At 70.8% G+C, this 23,970-nt stretch carries 22 protein-coding genes and 2 tRNA genes; 9 read left to right on the top strand and 15 right to left on the bottom strand.

Annotated features, from left to right (window positions below; genetic code table 11):
* Positions 1–14: 14 nt before the first annotated feature.
* The 4 genes from IEW07_RS02845 to IEW07_RS02830 all read right to left on the bottom strand — a co-directional run bounded on the left by IEW07_RS02845 (position 15) and on the right by IEW07_RS02830 (position 4,096).
* Positions 15–1,457 (bottom strand): sensor histidine kinase, encoded by a 1,443-nt coding sequence (locus IEW07_RS02845; RefSeq protein WP_188534326.1) that lies wholly within the window; start codon positions 1,455–1,457, stop codon positions 15–17.
* A complete protein-coding gene (locus tag IEW07_RS02840; RefSeq protein ID WP_188534325.1) occupies positions 1,454–2,146 on the bottom strand; it encodes a response regulator transcription factor in 693 nt (230 codons plus the stop codon). The genes IEW07_RS02845 and IEW07_RS02840 overlap by 4 nt, the downstream gene beginning before the upstream one ends.
* Positions 2,147–2,556: 410 nt before the next feature.
* Entirely contained in the window at positions 2,557–3,351 is a 795-nt protein-coding gene (locus tag IEW07_RS02835; protein ID WP_188534324.1) for a rhomboid family intramembrane serine protease, read from the bottom strand.
* 199 nt (positions 3,352–3,550) lie between these two features.
* Positions 3,551–4,096, bottom strand: coding sequence for a peptidylprolyl isomerase (locus tag IEW07_RS02830; RefSeq protein WP_188534323.1), 546 nt, complete (start codon positions 4,094–4,096; stop codon positions 3,551–3,553).
* Positions 4,097–4,255: 159 nt separating this feature from the next.
* Here IEW07_RS02830 and IEW07_RS02825 point away from each other — a divergent pair, with 159 nt between their 5' ends.
* Complete coding sequence (locus IEW07_RS02825; RefSeq protein ID WP_188534322.1) at positions 4,256–5,095, top strand: hypothetical protein; 840 nt, start codon at positions 4,256–4,258, stop codon at positions 5,093–5,095.
* 152 nt (positions 5,096–5,247) lie between these two features.
* Here the strand turns inward: IEW07_RS02825 and IEW07_RS02820 are convergent.
* The 10 genes from IEW07_RS02820 to dnaA form a co-directional block, all read right to left on the bottom strand.
* Positions 5,248–5,323: transfer RNA gene (locus tag IEW07_RS02820), tRNA-Ala, on the bottom strand.
* 11 nt (positions 5,324–5,334) lie between these two features.
* Positions 5,335–5,457: a hypothetical protein gene (locus tag IEW07_RS21390; protein ID WP_268235515.1), complete on the bottom strand. Its 123-nt coding sequence runs from the start codon at positions 5,455–5,457 to the stop codon at positions 5,335–5,337.
* Positions 5,458–5,490: 33 nt separating this feature from the next.
* A tRNA-Ile gene (locus IEW07_RS02815) sits at positions 5,491–5,564 on the bottom strand.
* 90 nt (positions 5,565–5,654) lie between these two features.
* Positions 5,655–6,242 carry a DUF3566 domain-containing protein gene (locus tag IEW07_RS20825; RefSeq protein WP_229741518.1) on the bottom strand — a complete coding sequence of 196 codons (588 nt, stop codon included), beginning with the start codon at positions 6,240–6,242 and terminating at the stop codon, positions 5,655–5,657.
* Complete coding sequence (gyrA, locus tag IEW07_RS02805; protein ID WP_188534321.1) at positions 6,239–8,944, bottom strand: DNA gyrase subunit A; 2,706 nt, start codon at positions 8,942–8,944, stop codon at positions 6,239–6,241. Before gyrA ends, IEW07_RS20825 begins: the two co-directional genes overlap by 4 nt.
* Before the next feature lie 91 nt (positions 8,945–9,035).
* Positions 9,036–11,111, bottom strand: coding sequence for a DNA topoisomerase (ATP-hydrolyzing) subunit B (gyrB, locus tag IEW07_RS02800; RefSeq protein WP_188534320.1), 2,076 nt, complete (start codon positions 11,109–11,111; stop codon positions 9,036–9,038).
* A 366-nt stretch (positions 11,112–11,477) separates the two neighbouring features.
* Complete coding sequence (locus IEW07_RS02795; protein ID WP_443093581.1) at positions 11,478–12,140, bottom strand: DciA family protein; 663 nt, start codon at positions 12,138–12,140, stop codon at positions 11,478–11,480.
* Positions 12,137–13,324 carry a DNA replication/repair protein RecF gene (gene recF, locus IEW07_RS02790; RefSeq protein ID WP_188534319.1) on the bottom strand — a complete coding sequence of 396 codons (1,188 nt, stop codon included), beginning with the start codon at positions 13,322–13,324 and terminating at the stop codon, positions 12,137–12,139. Before recF ends, IEW07_RS02795 begins: the two co-directional genes overlap by 4 nt.
* Positions 13,325–13,360: 36 nt before the next feature.
* Entirely contained in the window at positions 13,361–14,485 is a 1,125-nt protein-coding gene (dnaN, locus tag IEW07_RS02785; protein WP_188534318.1) for a DNA polymerase III subunit beta, read from the bottom strand.
* A gap of 605 nt (positions 14,486–15,090) precedes the next feature.
* Positions 15,091–16,677 carry a chromosomal replication initiator protein DnaA gene (gene dnaA, locus IEW07_RS02780; RefSeq protein ID WP_229741543.1) on the bottom strand — a complete coding sequence of 529 codons (1,587 nt, stop codon included), beginning with the start codon at positions 16,675–16,677 and terminating at the stop codon, positions 15,091–15,093.
* A 695-nt stretch (positions 16,678–17,372) separates the two neighbouring features.
* On the opposite strand from dnaA, the gene rpmH reads away from it, so the two are divergent.
* The 7 genes from rpmH to IEW07_RS02745 all read left to right on the top strand — a co-directional run bounded on the left by rpmH (position 17,373) and on the right by IEW07_RS02745 (position 22,040).
* Positions 17,373–17,510 (top strand): 50S ribosomal protein L34, encoded by a 138-nt coding sequence (gene rpmH, locus IEW07_RS02775; protein WP_019181680.1) that lies wholly within the window; start codon positions 17,373–17,375, stop codon positions 17,508–17,510.
* Between the two features lie 96 nt (positions 17,511–17,606).
* A complete protein-coding gene (gene rnpA / locus IEW07_RS02770; protein WP_188534316.1) occupies positions 17,607–18,005 on the top strand; it encodes a ribonuclease P protein component in 399 nt (132 codons plus the stop codon).
* Positions 18,002–18,442 carry a membrane protein insertion efficiency factor YidD gene (yidD, locus tag IEW07_RS02765; protein ID WP_188534315.1) on the top strand — a complete coding sequence of 147 codons (441 nt, stop codon included), beginning with the start codon at positions 18,002–18,004 and terminating at the stop codon, positions 18,440–18,442. The genes rnpA and yidD overlap by 4 nt, the downstream gene beginning before the upstream one ends.
* Positions 18,439–19,425, top strand: a complete 987-nt coding sequence (yidC, locus tag IEW07_RS02760) for a membrane protein insertase YidC (RefSeq protein ID WP_188534314.1) — start codon at positions 18,439–18,441, stop codon at positions 19,423–19,425. The genes yidD and yidC overlap by 4 nt, the downstream gene beginning before the upstream one ends.
* 88 nt (positions 19,426–19,513) lie before the next feature.
* Positions 19,514–20,143: a Jag family protein gene (locus tag IEW07_RS02755; RefSeq protein ID WP_188534313.1), complete on the top strand. Its 630-nt coding sequence runs from the start codon at positions 19,514–19,516 to the stop codon at positions 20,141–20,143.
* Positions 20,143–20,814, top strand: a complete 672-nt coding sequence (rsmG, locus tag IEW07_RS02750) for a 16S rRNA (guanine(527)-N(7))-methyltransferase RsmG (protein ID WP_188534312.1) — start codon at positions 20,143–20,145, stop codon at positions 20,812–20,814. The genes IEW07_RS02755 and rsmG overlap by 1 nt, the downstream gene beginning before the upstream one ends.
* 329 nt (positions 20,815–21,143) lie before the next feature.
* The gene (locus IEW07_RS02745) at positions 21,144–22,040 is read left to right on the top strand and encodes a ParA family protein (RefSeq protein WP_229741517.1); all 897 of its coding nucleotides are present in this window, start codon (positions 21,144–21,146) and stop codon (positions 22,038–22,040) included.
* Positions 22,041–22,529: 489 nt separating this feature from the next.
* Here the strand turns inward: IEW07_RS02745 and IEW07_RS02740 are convergent, their stop codons facing one another.
* On the bottom strand, positions 22,530–22,697 hold the full coding sequence (locus IEW07_RS02740) for a hypothetical protein (RefSeq protein WP_188534311.1): 168 nt from the start codon (positions 22,695–22,697) through the stop codon (positions 22,530–22,532).
* Between IEW07_RS02740 and IEW07_RS02735 the strand changes: the two genes are divergently transcribed.
* Positions 22,648–23,910, top strand: a complete 1,263-nt coding sequence (locus IEW07_RS02735) for a ParB/RepB/Spo0J family partition protein (RefSeq protein ID WP_229741542.1) — start codon at positions 22,648–22,650, stop codon at positions 23,908–23,910. The two genes, IEW07_RS02740 and IEW07_RS02735, sit on opposite strands and share 50 nt — an antisense overlap.
* Positions 23,911–23,970: the final 60 nt, after the last annotated feature.

Here is a 23,970-nt window from a genome sequence, read left to right as displayed (position 1 = left end):
GGCTGCTGAGCCGGTCAGCCGGCCTCCCGGGACAGCGGCAGCCGCACCTCGAACCGGCAGCGGCCCCGCGGGTCCTCGGTCGCGACGATCGTGCCCCCGTGGGCGGCGACGATCTCCCGGCTGATCGCCAGCCCGAGCCCCGACCCGCCCGTGTCCCGGGTTCGCGAGTCGTCCAGCCGCACGAACCGCTCGAAGACGCGCTCCCGGTCCGCGGGGCGGATCGTGTCCCCGTCGTTGTCCACGGTGACCACGGCGCTGTCCCCCTCGGCGTGCAGGGAGACCGCGATCTCCGAGGCTGCGTGCCGGTCGGCGTTGGAGAGCAGGTTGCGCAGCACCTGCTGCAGGCGGCTGGCGTCCCCGCGGATCCGCACCGGTTCCACGTGCACGCGCAGCCGGTGCCGGGTGGCCGGGCCCATCCGCGCGATCTCCTCCGCGACGACCTCGTCCAGGTCCACGTCGGTGGTCCGCAGCGCCAGCCCCGCGTCGTCGACCTTCGCGAGCGTCAGCAGGTCCTCGACGAGCCGGCCCATCCGGCGGGACTGGGACCGGAGGACCGGGGCGACCTCGGGCCACATGCTCCCCGAGGCGTCCGCCGCGGCGACGTCGACGGTCGTGCTCAGGGTGGCCAGCGGGCTGCGCAGCTCGTGGGAGGCGTCCGCCACGAAGCGGCGCTGGGCGCGGTCGGAGGCCTGCAGCCGGTCCAGCATGCCGTTCATCGTGGCCGCGAGCGCGGCGATCTCATCGCGCGTGGGCGGGACCTCCACCCGTTCGCCGAGGTTGACGGTGCCGATGCCCCGGACCTGCTCCGTGATCCGCCGGACGGAGGCCAGGGAGCGGCCCACCAGGATCCACATCAGCGCCGCGCCGAGCAGCGCCAGGAGGGGCCCTCCCACGAGCAGGAACAGCCCCACCGCCCGCAGGGTGTCCTGCTGGAGCGCCATCGGCACGGCCACGGTGAGGGTGTAGTCCGCGTCGTTCAGATAGATTCCTCGGGCGACATATACGAAGTCGCCCGTTCCGACCAGGAGCGCCCGGACCTCGTCCGCCGAGTCGTAGGACTCCCCGGGCTCCAGCACCGGGACGTCGAGCTCGTACTCCGTCGCCGGGTGGGGGGCCGCCGCGATCACGTGGCCGTCAGGGTCCTGCAGCTGCACGATCACCCCCGGACGGCCCAGCCGGAACGTCAGCTCCTCGGGGTCCAGCCGCGTGTAGACGGCGGTCTCCCCCGTGTCCTGCTCGGCCTGGGCGGGGAGCTCCAGCTCCCGCAGGATCTCGCCCTGGCGCAGCATCGCCTGGTCGTGGGCGGCGGAGACCACCGCCCGTCCCAGGACCTCCAGCAGGACGACGCCGGCGACCGCCATCACGAGGAGGATGAGCAGGGCCGCGACGGCCGTGCTGCGCCGCCGGACGCCCCAGCGCTCGATGGGGCCCGGACGCCGCGCGGAGGGACCGCTCACGGCGCGGGCGCCGCGGGGTCGTCGGCGACCAGACGGTAGCCCATGCCGCGGACGGTCTGCAGCGTCGTCAGGCCGAAGGGCGCGTCGATCTTCCTGCGCAGGTAGCCCACGTAGACCTCCACGATGTTCTCGGAGCCCTCGAAGTTGGCGTCCCAGGCGTTGTCCATGATCTCCAGCTTGGACACGACCTTCTCCTTGTTCTGCATGAGGAACTGGAGGATCACGTACTCCTTGGCCGTGAGCTCGACCGCCCGGCCCCGCCGGGTCACCGTGCGCCGCACCGGGTCCAGCACCAGGGAGCCCACGGTCAGCACCACGGGACGCTCGGGGGCGCCCCGGCGGATGAGCGCCCGCAGCCGCGCCACGAGGACCAGGAAGCTGAAGGGCTTGGTGAGGTAGTCGTCGGCGCCGAGGTCGAACGCGTCGGTCTGGTCGTACTCCCCGTCCTTGGCCGTGAGCATGAGCACCGGCGTCCAGTTCTCGGCCGCCCGCATCTCCTCGAGGATGGCGTAGCCGTTCTTGCCGGGGAGCATGAGGTCCAGGACCACGACGTCGTAGGGGTTCTCCCGCGCCAGCCAGGCGCCGGTGATCCCGTCGTTCGCGACGTCCGCCACGAACCCCTCGTTGGTCAGCCCCCGGCGCAGCGACTCAGCCAGGTCCACCTCGTCCTCGACCAGCAGCACCCGCACGCGTCTCCTCCGTCCCGCCGGGTCCGGCCCCGGCCCGTTGCCCACAGTCGTCACCGTCGGCCGTCACGATCGGTCGCCGGCGTTCTCCCCGGCGTTCTCCCCGGCGCGCGGGACGCACCGGGCCCCTCCAGTCTCCCGCACGGCGCCTGAGGAAGTCTTGAGGACGCCCGGCCGGGAAAAGTTGTGATTACGGTCCCCACCCGGTGCATTAAGTTATCCACAGGTGTGGGAAACGGTGTGCACAACAGACGCTCCGACGGTTGTCAACAGCGTTGTTAACAGCTGTGGACCGCGCCAGCGCGCTTTCCACACCGCTGTTCACAGCTGTGGAAACACACCGGTGTAAGTTGTCGACACCTGGGGACAACCGCTGTGGACAACCGGTGGAACCACAAGATCTGCGGAGCCGGTCAGCGCCCCGGCCTGCGCCGGCTCCGCAGGAGGAGGGTGTAGACGAAGGCCGTCAGCGCCCCCGTCACGAGGCCGCCCAGGTGCGCCTCCCAGGCGATGCCCGGGAAGAGGAAGCCGAACACCAGGTTGATGCCGATCAGCACCAGGATGGGGGTGATCGACTGACCCAGGTGCCGCTGGAGCACGAACAGCGCCCCGAAGAGCCCGAAGACCCCGCCCGAGGCGCCGAGCACCGGTGTCAGCGGGTTCCCGAGCAGCAGCACCCCCACCGAGCCGCCCAGGATCGAGAGCAGGAACAGGAGCAGGAACCGCCCCCGGCCCAGCGCCGGCTCCAGCATCCGGCCGAACAGGTAGAGGGAGTACATGTTCAGCAGCAGGTGCGCGACGTTGCCGGTGGAGTGCAGGAACCCGCTGGTCAGCATCCGCCACGGCTCCGAGGCCGTGAGCACCGGGGCGTAGAAGAACGTCCGGGTGAGGTCCAGGCCCACCACCTGCCCGAGCCACTGCAGCGCGTAGACCGTCGTGTTGAGCCCGATCAGCGTCCACGTCACCAGCATCGCCGAGCCGCGCGGCGCGCGCCCGCCCAGGCTCGTGCGGTACGCGGGTCGCGAGCGCGCGGCCCCCTCGACGCAGTCCACGCAGTGCACGCCCACGGCGGCCGTGCGCTGGCACTCGGGGCAGGTGGGGCGCTCGCACCGCTGGCAGGTGACGTAGGTGGGGCGGTCGGGGTGGCGGGGGCACACGGGGACCGCTCCCCCTGTGGACGTGCCGTACTGCGGTCGCTCGCCGCTCACTGTGGCTCCTCACGGGCCGGCCCGGGGGCCGGACGGACGGACGTCGCGGGGACGTCGCTCGGACGGGGGGGAAGAAGGTGGAAGGGGGCGGGACGGGAACGGCGCAGGCCCGCCCGGAGCGTTCCGGACGGGCCTGCGCCGTGGGTCCCCTGCTCGGCGGCGAGCCGGGGACGGTGATCCTGCTCGGACCTGCTCGGGGCTAGAGCTGCTCGACGTCGATCGAGGTGATCACGCAGTCCTCGACCGGCCGGTCCATGGCGCCGGTGCGGACGCCGTTGAGCTCGTCGACGACCTTCCGGGAGGCGTCGTCGGCGACCTCGCCGAAGATCGTGTGCTTGCCCTGCAGCCAGGTGGTGGGGGCGGTGGTGATGAAGAACTGGGAGCCGTTGGTCCCGCGGCCGTTGCGCTTGCCGGCGTTGGCCATCGCCAGGATGTAGGGCTCGTTGAAGTTGAGCTCGGGGTGGATCTCGTCGTCGAACTCGTAGCCCGGCCCGCCGATGCCCTGGCCCAGGGGGTCACCGCCCTGGATCATGAAGTCGCGGATGATGCGGTGGAAGACCACGTCCTTGTACAGGGGACCGGTCTGCTTCTCACCGGTGCGCGGGTCGCTCCACTCCTGGGTGCCGTCGGAGAGGCCGATGAAGTTCTTGACGGTCTTCGGGGCGTGGTTGCCGAACAGGTTCACGACGATGTCACCGTGGTTGGTGTGGATCGTCGCCTTGGCGGTGGGGATGGCAGAAGTCATGGGCTCATTCTTGCACGGTGCGCCGAGGCGTCCCCAGGCGCTCCGGAGGCGTTCAGCGCACAGTGAAAAGCCCCGGAGTCGCGCGGCGGGGCCTCCTGCCGGCGGGGCTCTGCCCGTATGCTGACAGTGGATTGACACGACCCGAGGAGGGATGGATTCATGAGCTTCATCAAGTCCAAGAGCGAGAAGAAGGCCGCTGCGGCCCAGATCGCCGCGGAGAGCAAGGTCCTGGACGCCGGCAAGTGGGCGTCCAAGGAGGTCGGCCAGCTCGCGCCGAAGCTCCAGCACAGCATCGAGGCCGGCGCGGCCGCGCTCGCCGGCGGCGTGGCCGCCGCGGGCCCCAGGGTCCAGGACAGCCTGGGCCGCGCCCACGACCTCTCCGACTCCGCGAAGCTGAAGGCCACCGCCGTGGCCGCGCCCGCCGCCGCGAGGGCCGCCGAGCGCGCCGCCGAGAGCCGTGCGGCGATGCAGGCGAAGTACGCCGGTGCCGCCGCTCTCCTGGCCGGCAAGTTCGCCGAGGCCGACACCCCGGAGCAGCTCGAGGCGATCGTCGCGAAGCTGACCGGGGACAAGAAGGCCGTGGCCCACGCGAAGAAGGCCGCCGCGCGCGTCGCCAAGGACTACGCCAAGCAGCAGAAGAAGGCCGAGAGCTCGCACAAGGGCCTGCTGGTCCTGGGCCTGCTCCTGGCCGGCGGCGCGGCCGGTGTGGCCGCGTGGAAGGCCTCCCGGCCGGTCGAGGACCCCTGGAAGACCCCGGCCGCCACGTCCCCGCGCGTGACCGCCTCCCCGGTCGCCCCGCAGTCCACCGTGGCCGCGGGCACCGGTGTGCAGGTCGACGACGTCAAGGACGCCACCACCCCGGCCGGCCAGGCCGGTGGCGCCTCCGGTGCGGCCGCTGAGGCCAAGGAGAGCGCCAAGGCGATCGGCGAGGACGCCAAGACCACGATCAACGAGGTCAAGGAGCAGATCCAGGGCAAGAAGCCCGAGGACAACGCCTGATCCGTCCTGTCGCACGAGCCGGCCCCCGCCCCCTTCACGGGAGCGGGGGCCGGCTCGTCCCCGGGCCGGACCGGCCGGGGAGGACGGCGGGACGGGAGGACGGGGATACACGAAAGATCCCGACCGAGCTGCTGCTCGATCGGGATCTTCTGTGGTGGAGGCGAGGGGACTCGAACCCCTAACCCTCTGCTTGCAAAGCAGATGCGCTACCAATTGCGCCACGCCCCCGCAGTGCCCGGCTACTCCACCTCGTCGGTGGCGTCCCGCCAGGCGGTGCGGTCGGCGTCGGCCTCGCGCCACTTCGTGAACACCGCGACGGACGCGCCGATGAGCACCAGCGTTGTGGCCAACTTCCTGTTCACGACCGCCTCCTGACCTGGCAGTGTTGGGAACCGTGGGCGTACCAGGAATTGAACCTGGGACCTCTTCGTTATCAGCGAAGCGCTCTAACCGTCTGAGCTATACGCCCTTCCAGCCCTTGCGGACCGAGAAGAAACGATACCCGAGGTGCCCGACCCCTGCCAAATCGCCTCGCGGCGGCACGGGCCGGGCCCGGGCATCAGTCGTCCGTGAGGGTGACCCCGACGCCGCCCACCAGGGCGGCGGCGATGTTGTACAGCAGCGCGGCGAGCACCGAGAGTGCCGTCAGCAGGATCACGTCGACCACCGAGACGATGGTCGCGAAGATCGCCACCTGGCCCAGGGACAGGAACTCCTTGATGTCCAGGGCGCCGCCGGAGCCGCCCAGCATGCCGAGCAGCTCGTTGATGCCGTCGAACATGCCGGTGAGGTCCAGGACGATCCACAGCACCACCGAGGCGACCACGGTGATGATGCCGAGCGCCACCGAGAGCAGGAACGCGAGCTTGAGCACCGACCAGGTGTCGACCTTGGAGACGACGAGCCGCGCGCGGCGCACCCGGGGCCGGGGCGCCGGGCGGACCAGGCCCTTGGTCGAGGATCCCGGCCGGGTGCTCTTCGGCTGGGTTCCGGCGGACTTGGCGGGGCGGGCCGCGGACGTCGCCGTCCCCGACTTCGCTCCGGGGCCCGGGGCCGGGCGGCCCTTGGCGGGGCTCGTCCGGGGCGCGGACGCGAGGGGTGCCCTGCCGGACTTGCCGGCGGCGTTGGAGCCGGAACTCGAGCTCATGCGTTACCTCCGTTGTGATTCGCGTCCAACGCTACTTCATCGGCGGAGGGGTCCCCGTCAGCGGGGACGGGCGTGAGGGACTCGCCCTCCTCGAGACCGGCCTCCTCCGCGCCGACGACCTCGGCCACGTCCATCGTCTCGTCGAGCTGCTGGTCGATCTCGGCGACCGCCTCGGCGTCGACCTCCTCGGCGATCTCCCGGTCCGCGTTGCGGGCCACGCCCGTGATCGCGTCCCCCTGGGCGGGCTTGGCGAAGATCACGCCCATCGTATCGCGGCCCTTGGCCGGGACCTCGGAGGCGCCGCTGCGCACGACCTTGCCGGACTCCATCACCACCAGGACCTCGTCCTCCTCGCCCACGATGATCCCGCCGACCAGCCGGCCGCGGTCCTCCGCGAGCTTGGCGACCTTGATGCCGATCCCGCCGCGGTTCTGCACCCGGTACTCGCCGACCCGGGTGCGCTTGGCGTAGCCGCCCTCGGTGACCACGAAGACGAAGGACTCGTCCGTGACCACGTTGGCGGAGAGCAGCTCGTCGCCGTCGCGGAACTTCATGCCGGTCACCCCGGAGGTGGCCCGCCCCATGGGGCGCAGCACCTCGTCGGTGGCGGTGAAGCGCAGGGACATGCCGTTGCGGGAGATCAGCATCAGGTCGTCCTCGGAGGACGCGAGCTGCGCGGAGACGAGCTCGTCGCCGTCGCGCAGGTTGATCGCGATGACCCCGGCGGAGCGGTTGGTGTCGTAGTCCAGCAGGCGGGTCTTCTTCACGAGGCCGTTGCGCGTGGCGAGCACGAGGTAGGGGGCGTCGGCGTAGGAGCGCAGCTCCATGACCTGCGCGATCCGCTCCCCCGGCTGGAACGCCATGAGGTTGGCCACGTGCTGGCCCTTCGCGTCGCGGCCGGCCTCGAGCAGCTCGTAGGCCTTGGTCCGGTAGACCCGGCCGAAGTTCGTGAAGAACAGGATCCAGTTGTGCGTGGTGGTGACGAAGAAGTGCTCGACGACGTCGTCGCCGCGCAGCTGCGCCCCCTTCACGCCCTTGCCGCCGCGGCGCTGGGACCGGTACTGGTCGGAGCGCGTGCGCTTGACGTATCCGCCGCGGGTGATGGTCACGACCATCTCCTCCTCGGGGATCAGGTCCTCCATCGACATGTCGCCGTCGTAGCCGAGCATGATCTCCGAGCGCCGGTCGTCGCCGAACCGGGCGACGATCTCGTCGAGCTCCTGGGCGATGATCCCGCGCTGGCGCTCCTCGGAGGCGATGATCGCGGTGTACTCCGCGATGAGCCGCTCGAGCTCCGCGTGGCGGTCCTGGATCTTCTGCCGCTCGAGGGCCGCGAGCCGGCGCAGCTGCATGTTGAGGATGGCCTGCGCCTGGTCCTCGTCGATCTGCAGCAGCTCCATGAGCCCGGTCCGGGCGTCGTCGGCCGTCGGGGAGCGGCGGATGAGGGCGATGACCTCGTCGAGGGCGTCGAGCGCCTTGAGCAGGCCACGCAGGATGTGCGCCTCCGCCTCGGCCTGGCGCAGGCGGTACTGCGTCCGGCGGACGATGACGTCCATCTGGTGGGTGACCCAGTGCCGGATGAACGCGTCCAGGCTCAGGGTGCGCGGCACCCCGTCCACGAGGGCGAGCATGTTCGCGGAGAAGTTGTCCTGCAGCTGCGTGTGCTTGTAGAGGTTGTTGAGCACCACCTTCGCCACGGCGTCGCGCTTGAGCACGATGACGAGGCGCTGGCCGGTGCGGCCCGAGGTCTCGTCGCGGATGTCCGCGATCCCCGTGATCCGCCCGTCCTTGACCAGGTCGGCGATCTTCATGGCGAGGTTGTCCGGGTTCGCCTGGTACGGCAGCTCCGTCACCACGAGGCAGGTGCGTCCGTGGATCTCCTCGACGCTGACCACCGCGCGCATCGCGATGGATCCGCGGCCCGTGCGGTAGGCGTCCTCGATGCCCTTGCGTCCCAGGATCTGCGCCCCGGTCGGGAAGTCGGGGCCCTTGATCCGCTTCAGGAGCTCCTCGAGCAGCTCCTCGCCGGAGACCTGGGGGTTCTTCAGGTACCACTGGACGCCGTCCGCGACCTCGCGCAGGTTGTGCGGCGGGATGTTGGTGGCCATGCCCACGGCGATGCCGGAGGAGCCGTTGACGAGCAGGTTCGGGAACCGGGACGGCAGCACGGCCGGCTCCTGGTTCTTGCCGTCGTAGTTGTCCTGGAAGTCGACGGTCTCCTCGTGGATGTCCCGGACCATCTCCATGGCGATGGGCGCCATCTTGGTCTCGGTGTACCGCGGGGCCGCCGCGCCGTCGTTGCCCGGGGAGCCGAAGTTGCCCTGGCCGAGCGCCAGCGGGTAGCGCATCACCCAGTCCTGGATCAGGCGCACCAGGGCGTCGTAGATCGCGGAGTCGCCGTGCGGGTGGTACTGGCCCATGACCTCACCGACCACGCGCGCGCACTTGTTGAACGAGCGCTCCGGGCGGTAGCCGCCGTCGTACATCGCGTAGAGCACGCGGCGGTGGACGGGCTTGAGCCCGTCCCGCACGTCGGGCAGGGCGCGGCCCACGATGACGGCCATCGCGTAGTCCAGGTAGGACCGCTGCATCTCGGTCTGCAGGTCCACCTGCTCCACGCGGTCGGTCAGCACGGGGGAGTTCTCGAGGTCGCCGGCGCCGGCGTCCTCCGGGGTCTGTCCGCCCTGGGTCTCGTCACTCATGAAGTACTTCCGTTCTGTCTGCTGGTCCTCGGGGCGCCGCGTCGTTCCGGGCCGGGCACTGCATATGCCGGCTCAGGAATACGACTGCGGGTCAGATGTCGAGGAACCGGATGTCCTTGGCGTTCTGCTGGATGAACTCGCGGCGGGACTCGACGTCCTCGCCCATGAGCACCGAGAACGTCTGGTCGGCGGCGGCCGCGTCCTCCATGGTCACCTGGAGCAGGGTCCGGTGGTCGGGGTCCATCGTGGTGTCCCACAGCTCGGTGTAGTCCATCTCGCCGAGGCCCTTGTAGCGCTGGATGCCGTTGTCCTTGGGCAGGCGCTGGTTGTTGGCCAGCCCGCGCGCCACCGCCGCGTCCCGCTCGGCGTCGGAGTAGACGTAGTCGTGCGCGGCGTTGGACCACTTGATCCGGTACAGCGGCGGCTGGGCCAGGTAGACGTAGCCGTGCTCGATGAGCGGGCGCATGAACCGGAACAGCAGCGTCAGCAGCAGCGTGGTGATGTGCTGGCCGTCCACGTCCGCGTCCGCCATCAGAACGATCTTGTGGTAGCGCGCCTTGGCGATGTCGAAGTCGTCGCCGATGCCCGCGCCGAACGCGGTGATCATCGACTGGACCTCGGTGTTGGACAGGGCGCGGTCCAGGCGGGCCCGCTCCACGTTGAGGATCTTGCCGCGCAGCGGGAGGATCGCCTGGTGGGCGGGATCGCGGCCCTGGACGGCGGACCCGCCGGCGGAGTCGCCCTCCACGATGTAGATCTCGGACAGCGAGGGGTCCTTCGAGGAGCAGTCCTTGAGCTTGCCCGGCATCCCGCCGGACTCCAGGAGGCCCTTGCGGCGGGTGGTCTCCCGGGCCTTGCGGGCGGCGAGCCGCGCCTGGGAGGCGTTGATCGCCTTGCGGATGATCTCCTTGGCGGCGGCCGGGTTGCGCTCCAGCCAGTCCCCGAACCGGTCGTTGACCTCGCGCTGGACGAAGGTCTTGGCCTCGGAGTTGCCGAGCTTGGTCTTGGTCTGGCCCTCGAACTGCGGCTCGGCGAGCTTGATCGAGATGACCGCGGTGAGGCCCTCGCGGACGTCGTCGCCGGTGAGGTTCTCGTCCTTGTCCCGGAGCAGCTTGTTCTCCCGGGCGTACCGGTTGACCAGGGTGGTCAGGGCCGCGCGGAAGCCCTCCTCGTGGGTGCCGCCCTCGTGGGTGTTGATCGTGTTGGCGTAGGTGTGCACCGACTCCGTGTAGGCCGTGGTCCACTGCATCGCGAGCTCGAGGGACATCTTCCGCTCGGAGTCCTCGGACTCGATGTCGATGACGTCGCCGTGGACGAGGTCGGCCTTCTTGGAGGTGTTCAGGAAGGTGACGTAGTCGAGCAGGCCGTTGTCGTACTTGTAGACCACGCGGCGGTGGCCGGCGGGGTCCTTGCCCAGGTGGTTGAGCTGGGGGACGTCGGTGCCGCCGTCCTGGCCCTCGACCGTCTCCCCGGCCGCGGGGTTGGCCGCGGAGCCGGCGATCTCCTCGCCGGACTCCTCCATGCGCCGCTCGTCGGTCAGGGTGATCTTCAGGCCCTTGTTGAGGAACGCCATCTGCTGGAAGCGCGCCCGCAGGGTCTCGAAGTCGAAGTCCACGGTCTCGAAGATCTCCGGGTCCGGGTAAAAGACCTGGGTGGTGCCGGTCTCGTCGGTCGCCTCGCCCTGCACGAGCTCGCCCTGCGGCTTGCCGCCGTCGGCGAAGGACATCCGCCACACGTGGCCCTGGCGCCGGACCTCCGTCTCGACGAGGCGGGACAGGGCGTTGACCACGGAGATGCCCACGCCGTGCAGGCCGCCGGAGACGGCGTACCCGCCGCCGCCGAACTTGCCGCCCGCGTGCAGGATCGTCATGACGACCTCGACCGTGGGCCGGCCCTCCGTGGGGTGGATGTCCACCGGGATGCCGCGGCCGTTGTCCACGACCTTGACGCCGCCGTCCGCCTGCAGGGTGACCTCGATGTGGTCGCAGTACCCGGCCAGGGCCTCGTCGACCGAGTTGTCCACCACCTCGTAGACCAGGTGGTGGAGCCCTCGCGGGCCGGTCGAGCCGATGTACATGCCGGGTCGCTTCCGGACGGCCTCCAGGCCCTCCAGGACGGTGATGTCACCGGCACCGTACTCGCGCTTCTTCGGATCCTCTGTTGTCACGGGTTCCTGGCTCCTCCTGTCGGGCGTCGCACGTTCCGGACGGCACAGGAGAACGCCGATGAGACGTGCGGCGGCTCATCGGCTCGTGCAGGGGCGGAACGGTTCGACGGTCCCGGGCGCCCGCGCCGCGGTCGGGGGTCCCGCGCTCGGCCGTGGGACCCGGTCCGTCGATTGCTGTCTGGTCACGATTCTACCGGAAAAGCGGGCGCCCGGCGTGCCGGGAGTGCCCGTCAGCGGCCGCAAAAGGCCTCCAGGACGAATTCGGGGGCCTTCCACCACCACCCGATCGCTCCCCGGGGTGCCCGGCGCGCCACGGGGCCGCTCAGCCGTTCGGCCCGGGAGCCTTCCGGGAGGCTCTGCGGGACCTCACCCGTAGGTGTCCCGGGGGCCTCGGCCGCGCACCGAGCGGCGGCCGCGCTTCCAGCTCGGCGCCGCCGGGCCGAGGATCTCGATCCGGGTGACGATGCCCTCGCCCAGGTGCTCGTCGAACATGCGCAGCAGCTGCGGGACCATGAGCCGCAGGTTCGCCGCGTAGGCGGTCGAGTCGCAGCGCACCCGGACCACGGTCTCGTCGAAGCTCTCCGGCCGGCAGTGCCCCGCGATCCCGGGGCCCACGAGCTCGTCCCAGCGCGAGAGCACGGACCCGACGGCGACCGGCGCCTTCCAGCCCCGGCCCGCCACCAGCGAGTCCAGCACCGAGCCGACGCCCCGGGGGTCCCGCGCCGACCGGCCCGCCCCCGAGTAGCCGCCGAGGGCGCGCGGGTCCACGTCGTTGCCCCGGCGCCGCCGGCGCTCGGCCGGGGACGCCGTCGCCGACTCCATGGCCGCGCCGAAGCCCTTGAGGTTGCGCCGCGCGGCCGCCCCGTAGAGCCTGCCGTCGCCGCGGGCCTCCGCGGCCCGGCGCATCCGTGCCAGCAGGGCGGCCGGAGCGTCGATCTCGTCGTCGATCCGGACGACGTTCTCGGGGTCCTCCCCGGGACTGCCGTGGCTCCCGGCGCCGCCCGCGGCGCTCCGGTCGTCCCCGCTCACGACGACGGCGCCGGCTCGTCGGTCCGGACCGCGGTGCCCGGACCCACGCGGACCACGTCGTGCGGACCGGCCACCAGCTCCGCGGGCAGGTCCTCCTCGACGGCCGCGGTCACGAGCACCTGCTCGGCCGTGCGCACGATCGAGGCCAGCCGGCTCCGGCGCCGGGCGTCCAGCTCCGCGAAGACGTCGTCCAGGATCAGGATGGGGGCGGCGCCCTCCGAGGGGTCGTCCGAGAGGTGCACGTACCAGGAGCCCAGGCGCAGGGCCAGGGCGAAGGACCACGTCTCCCCGTGGGACGCGTAGCCGCGGGCCGGGGCCTCCCCCAGCAGCAGCTCGAGCTCGTCCCGGTGCGGGCCCAGCAGCGTGATCCCCCGCTCGATCTCCCGCCGCTCCGAGGCCTCGCAGGCATCGAGGAACAGCTGGTACAGGTCCGCGGGGGTGAAGCCGCGCAGCTGGGCCACGTCCCCTCCGGCGCTCTCGGGCAGCACCGAGGACACGTAGCGCAATGTCGTGGCCTTGGTCCCGTCGGTGAGCTGGCCGTACGCGGTGGCGACCTCGGGGGCGAGGACGTCGAGCAGCTGCAGCCGGGCGTGCAGGATGGTGGCCCCGGCCCGGGCGAACTGCTCGTTCCACGCGGCGAGCGTCGAGCGGTGGGACTCCGAGAACCGGCCGGAGGTCCGCGCCGACCGCAGCAGCGCGTTGCGCTGCTTGAGCACCTTCTCGTAGTCGGCGAGGGTGCCGGCCAGGACCGGGCGCATCGACTTCGCGAGGTCGTCCAGGAAGCGCCGGCGGTGGGACGGGTCCCCCTTCACGAGGGCGAGGTCCTCCGGCGAGAACAGCACCGTGCGCACGACCCCCAGGGCGTCCCGGGCCCGCACCGGCGCCGCCCGGTTGATCCGGACCCGGTTGGCGCGGCCCTCGTTGAGCTCGAACTCGAGCACCGTCTGCTGCCCGCCCCGCCGCACGCGCACGCGCACGATCGCGCGCTCGGCGCCGAAGCGGATCAGGGGCGTGTCGGAGGAGACCCGGTGGGAGGACAGGTCCGCCGTCCAGTCCAGGGCCTCCACGATGTTGGTCTTGCCCACGCCGTTGGGCCCGAGGAACACGGTGATCCCGGGCGCCAGACGTATGTCCAGCTGGGCATACGTCCGGAAGTCGAGCAGTGACAGGTGGTCGACGAACACTCCGGGATCAGCAGCTTCCGCGCAGGGGCCGGCCGGTCACTGGCTGGGCAGCCGGACCGGCATCAGCAGGTACTTGTAGTCGTCCTTGTCCTCGCCCTCGGGCTCGGCCTGCGCGGAGAGCACGGCCGGCTTCGGGGGCGCGGTGAAGGAGAAGCGCACGTACTCCGAGGCGAAGGCGTGCAGGCCCTCGGACAGGTACGTGGGGTTGAAGGCCACGGTGATGTCCTCGCCCGTGAGGTGCGCGTCGAGGATCTCGGAGGCCTGGGCGTCCTCCCCCGTGCCGGCGTCCAGGGCGACCTGGCCCTGGGTGAAGGCGAGCCGCACCGGGGTGTTCCGCTCGGCCACCAGGGACACGCGGCGCACGGCCTCGACCAGGTCGGAGGTCCGCACGGCCGCGGTGATCGGGGTGTGCTCGGGGAACAGCGAGCGGATCTTGGGGTACTCCCCGTCGATGAGCAGGCTCGTGGTCCGGCGGCCGCCGGACTCGAAGCCGACCAGCTCGGCCGAGTCGGAGAGCGCGATGTTGATGTCCCCGGCCGGTCCGAGGGTCTTCGCGATGTCGTTGAGGGTGCGGGCCTTGATCAGCGCGGCGGTGGAGATGTCGCTCGAGGCCGGACGCCACGTGAGCTCGCGCATCGCGAGGCGGTAGCGGTCGGTGGCGAGCAGCGTCATCTTCTCGCCCTCGATCTCGACGCGCACGCCGGTGAGGATCGGCAGGGTGTCGTCCTTGCTGGCCGCGATGTTCACCTGGGCCACGGCGTGGGCGAACTCGTCGCCGGCGACCACGCCGGAGACCTCCGGCAGCGCCGGGAGCTCGGGGTAGTCGGCGACCGGCATCGCCGCGAGGTTGAAGCGGGAGGACCGGCAGGTCAGCGTGACCTTGCCCTCGTCGGCCTGGACCTCCACGGGCGCCGACGGCAGGGAGCGGCAGATGTCCGCGAGCAGCCGGCCCGAGACGAGGGTGGTGCCCTCCTCCTGGACGTCGGCGCTGATGGACAGGCGGGCCGAGATCTCGTAGTCGAAGCTCGCGATCGACAGCGAGCCTGCCTCGGCGCGGATCAGCAGACCGGACAGCACGGGGACCGGAGGACGCGGGGACAGGGACCGGGCGGTCCAGGTCACGGCCTCGGCCAGAACATCGCGTTCGACGGAGAACTTCACGAGAGGTTGCTGCCTTTCAGTCTGGACAGGGGCGGCGAGGCGGTGTTCCCGGGGACGCAGCGGTGCTGACAGGGCGTTCGCCCTCTGCATCGTATCCGTCCCGTTCACGGGACGGCCATTCCGCCACGAGCGCCCCGGTTCTTGGGATTCGCCGGTCGGAGCGACCGGGATCGGGGCCGGGACCACAGGATTCTTGTTGTTTGGCCGGAGATCTCTTTAAGGATGGGAGTGTTAATAACCCCTGTGGAATCTGTGGATAACTGCCTTTCGGCCATGTTCCATATGGTGCCGGCCTGTTGAGTTCCTGTGCTTCCCGGTCCACCGGAACGGGCTGTCCCGGTGGACGAGATCCGCGCCGTTCCGCGGCGTCCACACCGTCGCCAACAGGTTCGCAGGGCTTCTCCACCGTGGAGCGCCCGATGTCCACAATCTTATCCACAGGTGTTGATCCGCGCCTGTGCACAGCGCGTCCACAGCGGCGGAAATCCTGTGCACGGGAGGGTCGTCGGCCGCGGCCCGCCGCGGATCCTGCCTGTGGACGAATGACAAGAAAGGGCCCCCCGGGTGGTCCGGGAGGCCCTTCCGGGGCGGTGTCGATCGGACGGTCAGCCCTCGCGCTGCTGCTGCTTGATCCGGTTGGTCAGCTCGGTGACCTGGTTGAAGATCTGCCGGCGCTCGGCCATGAGGGTGCGGATCTTGCGGTCCGCGTGCATCACGGTGGTGTGGTCCCGGCCGCCGAGCTCCTGGCCGATCTTCGGCAGGGACATGTCGGTGAGCTCGCGCAGCAGGTACATCGCGATCTGGCGGGCGGTCACCAGGGTGCGGGTGCGGGACTTGCTCTTGAGCTCCTCGAGGCTGATGTCGAAGTAGACCGCGGTCTGGGCCAGGATCGAGGCGGCCGTGATCTCCTGGGCGCCGTCGTCGGTGATGAGGTCCTTGAGCACCAGCTCCGCCAGGGGCAGGTCCACCGACTGCTTGTTGAGCGAGGCGAACGCGGTGACGCGGATCAGGGCGCCCTCGAGCTCGCGGATGTTGGTGGAGATGTGGGAGGCGATGTACTCCAGGACGTCGTCGGGGGCGTCCATGCCCTCGCTGACCGCCTTCTTGCGCAGGATCGCGATGCGGGTCTCGAGCTCCGGGGGCTGCACGTCCGTGATCAGGCCCCACTCGAAGCGGGAGCGCATGCGCTCGGCGAAGCCCGTGAGCTGCTTGGGCGGCATGTCCGAGGTGATCACGATCTGCTTCTCGTGGTTGTGCAGCGCGTTGAAGGTGTGGAAGAACTCCTCCTGCGTGTGCTCCTTGCCCGCCAGGAACTGGATGTCGTCGATCAGGAGCATGTCGACGTTGCGGTAGATCTCCTTGAAGGAGGAGCCCTCGTCGTCGCGGATCGAGTTGATGAAGTCGTTGGTGAACTCCTCGGAGTTCACGTAGCGCACCCGCACCTGGGGGTAGAGGCGCTTGGCGTAGTGGCCGATGGCGTGGAGCAGGTGGGTCTTGCCCAGCCCCGACTCCCCGTAGATGAACAGCGGGTTGTAGGCCTTCGCGGGGGTCTCGGCCACGGCGAACGCCGCCGCGTGGGCGAAGCGGTTGGACTGGCCGATCACGAACGAATCGAACACGTACTTGGGGTTCAGCCGCGCGGAGCTGTCCCACTCCCCCACCACGGCCGGCGCCGTGCCGGTGTCCTGGGCGGGCCGGCGGGGCGGGGCGGCCTGCGGGTCGCGCGGCGGCGGCAGGGTGCGGGAACCGGCGGCCGCGACGGAGCGGGGCGCCTCCTCGGACCTCGGCGGGACGGGGAAGCGCAGCGACGGCTGGTCGGTGAAGTGCGAATCGGTGGGACGCGAGTCGGTGGCGAACGGGTCGGCGGCGCGGCTGCGGTCGGCCCCGGCCGGCACGTCGGTGTGGCCCCGCTCGGCCTCCAGCTCGGCGATCGAGGGGAACCCGGACTCGGGCGCCGGCTCCGGGGCGGGGGCCGCCTCGAGGTCGGCGTCGACGACGAACGCCACGAGCGTCTCCGGACTGAAGGCGCGGCCCACGGCGGAGCGCAGCACGGACGCCATCTGGTTCTGGAAGAACTCGCGGGTGAGCTCGTTGGGGACGGCGACCAGCAGGGTGGTGCCGATCAGGCCCTGCGGCTGGGCCAGGGAGATGAAACCCCGGTAGCGCCCGGTGGTCATGGGGTCCTCGTACATGTACTGCACGCATTCGGCCCACTGCGCGCTGAGCGCCTGATTGTCCTGCGTGCCCACGCGTACTCCTGCTGTCATGTCGTCTGTCATCTGGTCGAGATGCCGTCGAGTTCCGAGGCGGTGGACCGGTCGTCCGGGCCCGGAACGTGGGGCTTGTCCACAGCGTTGTTCACAACGGTGGAAAAGCTGTCGGGGGCCAGCCGCGAGTGCCAGCCTAAGACATGCTCCGGGCCTCCTCCTAGCCGGATTCCGGGCGCTCCGGGAACTACATCCCTGTAGTTCGACCCCGGATCCGCGCCGTTCCGCGGAACCCGGGCCGAAGGTTTTCCACAGGATGTGATCAAGATCCGTGCACACCTGTGGGTAGGATGTGGACTGCACACCCGCCCTGGTGTCCTCCGGTGCTCCTGCCCCCGGGACGACGCCGGGCCGGCTCCCGCCTCGACCCCCGTTCCCGACCTTCTGCGCGACCCCTTCGGCCCGTCCCGTGCCCGCCCCGGTGACGGCCGGACCGGACCCTGTGATTTGACCGTCCACCCCTCCTTGTCTAGGGTGGGCTAGTCTCTTGTGTCCACGGCCCTGCAGTCGAGCATGCCCGGACGCAACCACCAGCACTGCTGTGCCCGCCCGCCCCCTCGCCCCGCTCACCGCGCCGAGGACGACGGCGGTCGCGCACCACGACGTCTTTGGAGTAACCAGTGAGCAAGCGGACTTTTCAGCCGAATAACCGCCGTCGCGCCAAGAAGCACGGCTTCCGTGCCCGGATGCGCACTCGTGCGGGCCGCGCCATCCTCGCCGCCCGCCGCAGCAAGGGCCGCACCGAGCTCTCCGCCTGATCCCGACCGTGTCGACCCCGGCGCCCCGGTGCGCCACCCGGTCCCGGGTGGCCGTCCGCCGGCCAGCGCCGCCCTCGGCCGTGCAGGGGCAGATCCGTGCTGCCTGAGCAGCACCGCATCCGGACCTCGACCCAGTTCAAGGCCACCACGCGTTCCGGCGCCCGCAACGGGCGCCGGAACGTCGTTGTCTATGCCCGTCCCACCGGGGAGGGCGCCCCGACCCGCTTCGGGTTCGTGGTCTCGAAGGCGGTGGGCAACGCCGTGCGGCGCAACAAGGTGAAGCGCCGCCTGCGGGAGCTCGCCCAGACGACGGTCAGGCAGTCGCCGTACGGTTGGGACGTCGTGGTGCGCGCGCTGCCCCCGGCGGCCGGCGCGCAGTGGGAAGAGCTGGCCGGGGACTACGCCCGGGCGTGGCGCTCGGCGTCGTCCAGGGCCGCGGACCGCGCTCCGGCACCCGACAAGAGATCCACCGGACGGGAGGAGCCCCAGTCATGAGCGAGCACGCTCACGCGCCCGAGGACCTCCTCGCGGCGGCTCCGCACGAGTTCGTCCGCCCCGCCTCGGCCTGGCAGGCGGTCCGCCTCCTCCCCCAGAACGCGTTCATCGCCTTCCTCAAGTTCTACCGCCGGATCGTCTCTCCCCTCTACGGGGACGTGTGCCGGTACTTCCCCTCCTGCTCCGCCTACGCCCTGGAGGCCGTGACGGTGCACGGCGCCGTGCGCGGCCTCGGCCTCAGCGTCCGGCGGCTCCTGAGCTGCCATCCCTGGGCGGCCGGGGGGATCGACAGGGTCCCGGACGGCGGACGGACCTTCCCGGACTTCGCGTCCCTGCCGAAGATCGTCCTGCTGAACCACCCCGCCCTGGCCGAGCGCCACCAGCACGACCACGCCCGGGACACCGGTCCCGCGGCCCAAGGAGAGCCTTCCCCATGAACCTGTTCGAAATGATCCTCTTCCCCTTCAGGTGGGTCGTCTCCGCCGTGCTGTGGCTGTTCCACCAGCTGCTCACCACGATCGGCATGGACCCCGCGGCGGGCATCACCTGGGTGCTCTCCATTGTGGGCCTGACCCTGGTCATGCGCACGCTGACCATCCCGCTGTTCCTCAAGCAGATCAAGTCCATGCGCGGCATGCAGGAGCTGCAGCCCGAGATGGCGAAGCTGCAGGCCAAGTACAAGGGCAAGAAGGACCAGCTCTCCCGCCAGGCCATGGCGCAGGAGCAGATGGAGCTGTACAAGCGGCACGGGTCCAACCCGTTCTCCGCCTGCCTGCCGATCATCGTGCAGATGCCGATCTTCTTCGGCCTGTTCCAGGTGCTCAACGGCGTGCCCAAGTCGGCGGCCGCCGGAGAGGGCGTCCACGTGCTGGACGCCGCCACCGTGGAGTCCTTCAACGAGGCGACCTTCTTCGGCGCGCCCCTGTTCTCCACCCTGCTGAACCCGGGCAGCGGCAACCACGTGGCCACGATCGTCCTGGCGGTCGTGATGATCGTCGCGATGTCCGCCTCGCAGTTCTTCACCCAGAAGCAGCTGACGGCCAAGAACATGAGCGAGACCGCCAAGGCCTCCCCCATGTACCGCCAGCAGCAGATGATGCTCTACCTGTTCCCGCTGGTCTTCGCCATCGGCGGCATCAACTTCCCCATCGGCGTCCTCATCTACTGGACCGTCTCCAACGTGTGGTCCATGGGCCAGCAGTGGTGGGTCATCCGCAACAACCCCACCCCCGGTTCCGAGGCCGAGCGCGAGCTCAACGAGCGCCGCGCCGCCAAGGGCCTGCCCCCGGTCGGCAAGTCCAAGGAGGAGCACGAGGCCGAGGTCGAGGAGCAGCGCGCCCGTGCGGCCGCCGGGCAGCGGCAGCAGCCCGTGGGCAAGAAGCGCCAGAAGCAGCAGGCCAGGAAGAAACAGGCCGGGTGACCACCCCCGGACTCCCCTGCCCGACCACCTCCCGAGCACGGGCCCGGCGACGGCCGGACCCGTGCTCCCACGGCCCCCAGGAGACGAGATGACCGAGATCCGGCAGACCATGCAGGACACCGACCAGCCGCAGCCTGCCGAGCCCCAGGGCGCGGCGGAGCAGGACACGACCGACGACGCCGGTGCGCAGGCGCCCGCAGCCGGCGGCGACGCCGCTCCGGCAGCGGCGGACGGCCCCTCCCTCGACCCCCTGGAGGAGGAGGGCGAGGTCGCGGCGGACTACCTCGAGGAGCTGCTGGACACGGCGGACCTCGACGGCGACATCGACATCGAGGTCCGCGACGGCCGCACCTACCTGTCCGTGGTCGCGGAGGGCGAGGACGGCGAGAGCCTCGCCGCCCTCGTCGGCGAGGACGGGGAGGTGCTCGAGGCCCTGCAGGAGCTCGTGCGCCTCTCCGTGCTGGCCGCGACCGACCGCCGTTCCCGCCTGGTGCTCGACATCGGCGGCTACCGCGCACGACGGGCGGCCGCCCTGCAGGAGATGGCCCTCGCAGCCGTGCGGGAGGCCCAGGAGAACGGGGCGCGGGTGCACCTCGAGCCGCTGTCGGCCTACGAGCGCAAGATCGTGCACGACGTCGTCGCCGAGCACGGGCTGTTCAGCGAGTCCGAGGGCGAGGGGGCGGAGCGGCACATCGTCGTGTCCGTCTCGGAGGGCTGATGGCCGCCGAAGAGCGCGCCGCCCCCGCTCCCCAGGAGCCGCCGGTGCCCGAGGCGCGGGAGCGCGCCGCGGCCGAGCAGCTGTTCGGCGAGCGGATGGACCTCGCCGAGCGCTACGTGGCGCACCTGGCGTCGTCGGGCATCGTGCGCGGCCTCATCGGTCCGCGCGAGGTGCCCCGCCTGTGGAGCCGGCACGTGCTCAACTGCGCGGTCGTCGAGGAGCTCATCGCCGAGGGCGCGCGCGTGGCCGATGTCGGCTCCGGCGCCGGGCTGCCCGGCCTGTGCCTGGCCCTGGCCCGCCCGGATCTGCAGATCACCCTCATCGAGCCCCTCGAGCGCCGCGTGCAGTGGCTGGAGGAGGTCGTGGCCGACCTCGGGCTGACCAACGTCCGGGTGCTGCGGTCCCGGGCGGAGCAGGCGAAGGACGACGTCGGGGACGTGGACGTCGTCACCGCCCGGGCGGTCTCCGCGCTCGTGGGTCTCGTCGACATCACCCTCCCTCTCCTGCGCGGCACCGGTGAGCTGCTCGCGCTCAAGGGCCGCTCGGCGGCGGAGGAGATCGAGATGGCCCGCCGGAAGCTCGACCGCTACGGGGTCCGGTCGACCGACATCGTCTCGGCGGGCGCCGGTCTGCTCGAGGAGCCCACCACCGTGGTGCGCGTCCAGCTCTGAGCGGCTCCCCTCCCCCGCCCCGGCGGCTGCCCGTCGCGGCGGTAGGCTGGGAGGAGTGTGCCGCGGACCCCGTGCCCCGACCGGTCGGTCGACCGGCCGGCGGAGCCGCGGCACGAGCCCTGGCACCCCTCCCCGGGGAGGCGTGCCCCGACGGAACGAGTTCGAGACGAACCGGGAAGGTGCGCAGTCGGATGCCGAACGACCACGGCGCGGATGACCGCAGGGACCTGGGCGCGGAGTTTCCCCCGGATCCCATTGAGCAAACGATAAGGGTTGTTCCTGATCGGGGAACTCGTGTTTCACGTGAAACGGACGGAGTCTTGTCCAAGATGACGACAACGACGGCGGAGGACACGCCGCTGGGGAGGAAGCTCGTGGAAGAGACCAGACGCCGTGCCCGGCTGAAGAAGGTCCAGCTGGAGAGGCCCGCCGCGACGCGGGTCTTCACGATCAGCAATCAGAAGGGCGGCGTGGGCAAGACCAGCACGTCGGTGAACCTCGCCGTGGCTTTGGCGCGCCAGGGGCAGAACGTCCTGGTCATCGACAACGACCCCCAGGGCAACGCCTCCACCGCTCTGGGCATCGAGCACAGCTCGGAGGTGGACAGTACCTACGACGTGCTGATCGATGAGATGCCCATCGCGGACGTCGTGAAGAAGTCGGCCGAGGCGGACAACCTCTGGGTCGTCCCGGCCACCATCGACCTCGCCGGCGCGGAGATCGAGCTGGTCTCCATGGTGGCCCGCGAGCACCGGCTGCGCCGGGCGCTCGAGGCCTATGCGAAGCAGCGCGAGGCCGAGGGACTGGAACGGCTCGACTACGTCTTCATCGACTGCCCGCCCAGCCTTGGCCTGCTGACCCTCAACGCCTTCGTGGCGGCCACCGAGGTGCTGATCCCCATCCAGTGCGAGTACTACGCCCTCGAGGGACTCAGCCAGCTGCTGAAGAACATCGAGATGATCCAGAAGCACCTGAACCCCGAGTTGAAGGTCTCGACCATCCTGCTCACCATGTACGACGGCCGCACCAATCTCGCCTCCCAGGTGGCGGAGGAGGTCCGCACCCACTTCCCCGCCGAGGTGCTCGAGACGATGATCCCCCGGTCCGTGCGGATCTCCGAGGCGCCGAGCTACCAGCAGAGCGTCATCAGCTACGACCCGAGCTCCACCGGGGCGCTCTCGTACCTCGAGGCCGCGGCCGAGATCGCCCTGCGCGGCAACCGCTGACGCACCCTTCCCCACGACCGTCGCCCGCCCCCTCGGAGGCGGGCGTCGGTCGTTGTGCCCGCATTCGCGCACACGGGTCAGCGCTGTCCTGGGCACTGCATGTTCCACGTGAAACGTCCGCCGGCCCCGGTGTGCTCCGTTAGAATTGTCCGCGTTGCCTCCGGACGAAAGGAACATCGTGAGCGAACGACGACGAGGTCTCGGCCGCGGACTGGGGGCGCTCATTCCCAGCGCACCCCCCGCCACTCCGGAGCCCGACGCGGCGGAGGCTCCCCCGGCGGACCCCGCCGTCTCCCCCACCGCTTCTCCCGTCCCGAAGAGGACCGAGGGTCCCACAGTCGAGAAGGAGAAGACCTCGCCCTCTGGCGTGGGGAAGACCGAGGCCGGTCGCACAGGCCCGGAGCGCCGGACCGCCGAGCGTCCCGCGCCGAACAAGGGGTCCGCGTCCGTTTCACGTGAAACATTGTCGGAGGCCACACCCACCGCCGCTCAGGCCGGTGACGGCGAGGGCGGCAAGGACTCCAAGGCCGGCCGTCGCACCTCCCCGGCGGCGTCGCGCCCGATCAGCCCTGCGGCCCGGCAGAAGGTCATGAAGGCGCGGATGGACATGGGCGAGGCGCTGCGGAACACCACGCTGGTGAGCCGGCCCTCGGACATGTTCTTCCTCCCGTCGGCGGCGCCCGCCGATGCCGACCCCGCCGCTGCGCACGGTCCGGGCGGGGATGCGCCGCTCGGACCCACGACCGACGCGGCTTCCGAGACACCGGGAGCGACCGACGTTTCACGTGAAACGTCCTCGGAGGGCACCGCGGCCGCCGCTGCTAAGGCGAACTCGGCATCCGTGACAGGCGCGGAGGACGAAGGTCTGCCGGTGGAGCCGTCTGGCACCGCATCGGTAGCGCCCCCGGGCGCCAACGCCAAGCATGCGACGGCCGGCTCACCGTCCGACGTTTCACGTGAAACGGGCACCCCGTCCGACGTTTCACGTGAAACCCCGACCCGCTCGGATGATTCACGTGAAACGGGCGGCGAGCCCGAGCTCGCCTCGGTGCCCGGCGCCACGTTCGCCGAAATCCCCACGGCCTCGATCCACCCGAACCGGAGGCAGCCCCGCCAGGTGTTCGACGAGGAGGAGCTGGCGGAGCTGGCGTACTCCGTGCGAGAGCTCGGGGTGCTGCAGCCGATCGTGGTCCGGCCGAGCCGGGAGAACGGCGAGGAGTCCTACGAGCTGGTCATGGGTGAGCGGCGCTGGCGGGCCACCCAGCGCGCCGGCCTGGAGACCATTCCCGCCATCGTCCGCGAGACGTCCGACGACGACCTGCTGCGCGACGCCCTGCTCGAGAACCTGCACCGCAGCCAGCTGAACCCCCTCGAGGAGGCCGCCGCCTACCAGCAGCTGCTGGAGGAGTTCGGCGCCACGCAGGAGGAGCTCTCGCGGCGGATCGGCCGCTCGCGACCGCAGATCAGCAACACCATCCGCCTCCTGAAGCTCCCGCCGCTCGTCCAGCGGCGCGTGGCGGCGGGGGTGCTTTCGTCGGGGCACGCCCGTGCGCTGCTCTCGCTGGCCGACCCCGCGGCCATGGAACGGCTTGCCCAGCGCATCGTCGCGGAAGGGCTGTCCGTCCGAGCGACGGAAGAAGCGGTCGCCATGGCCGACGGATCGGGGCCGTCCCGCAAGCGCACACCGGCCCCGGCAGGGCGCCACCAGGAGCGGCTCGACTACATCGCCGAGGCCTTCTCCGACCGGCTGGACACCGCCGTGAAGATTGCCCTCGGCTCCCGCAAGGGCCGCATGACCATCGAGTTCGCGTCGGTGGAGGACCTCAACCGGATCATCGAGGTGCTGGACCCGAACGTCGATCGCAGCTGAGGCTCATTGCCAGGACGACGAACGGCCCCGGTGTTTCACGTGAAACACCGGGGCCGTTCG

It is taken from the genome of Kocuria dechangensis, assembly GCF_014636775.1.
Lineage (GTDB): Bacteria > Actinomycetota > Actinomycetes > Actinomycetales > Micrococcaceae > Kocuria > Kocuria dechangensis.
This window is presented reverse-complemented; position numbering and strand designations above follow the sequence as displayed.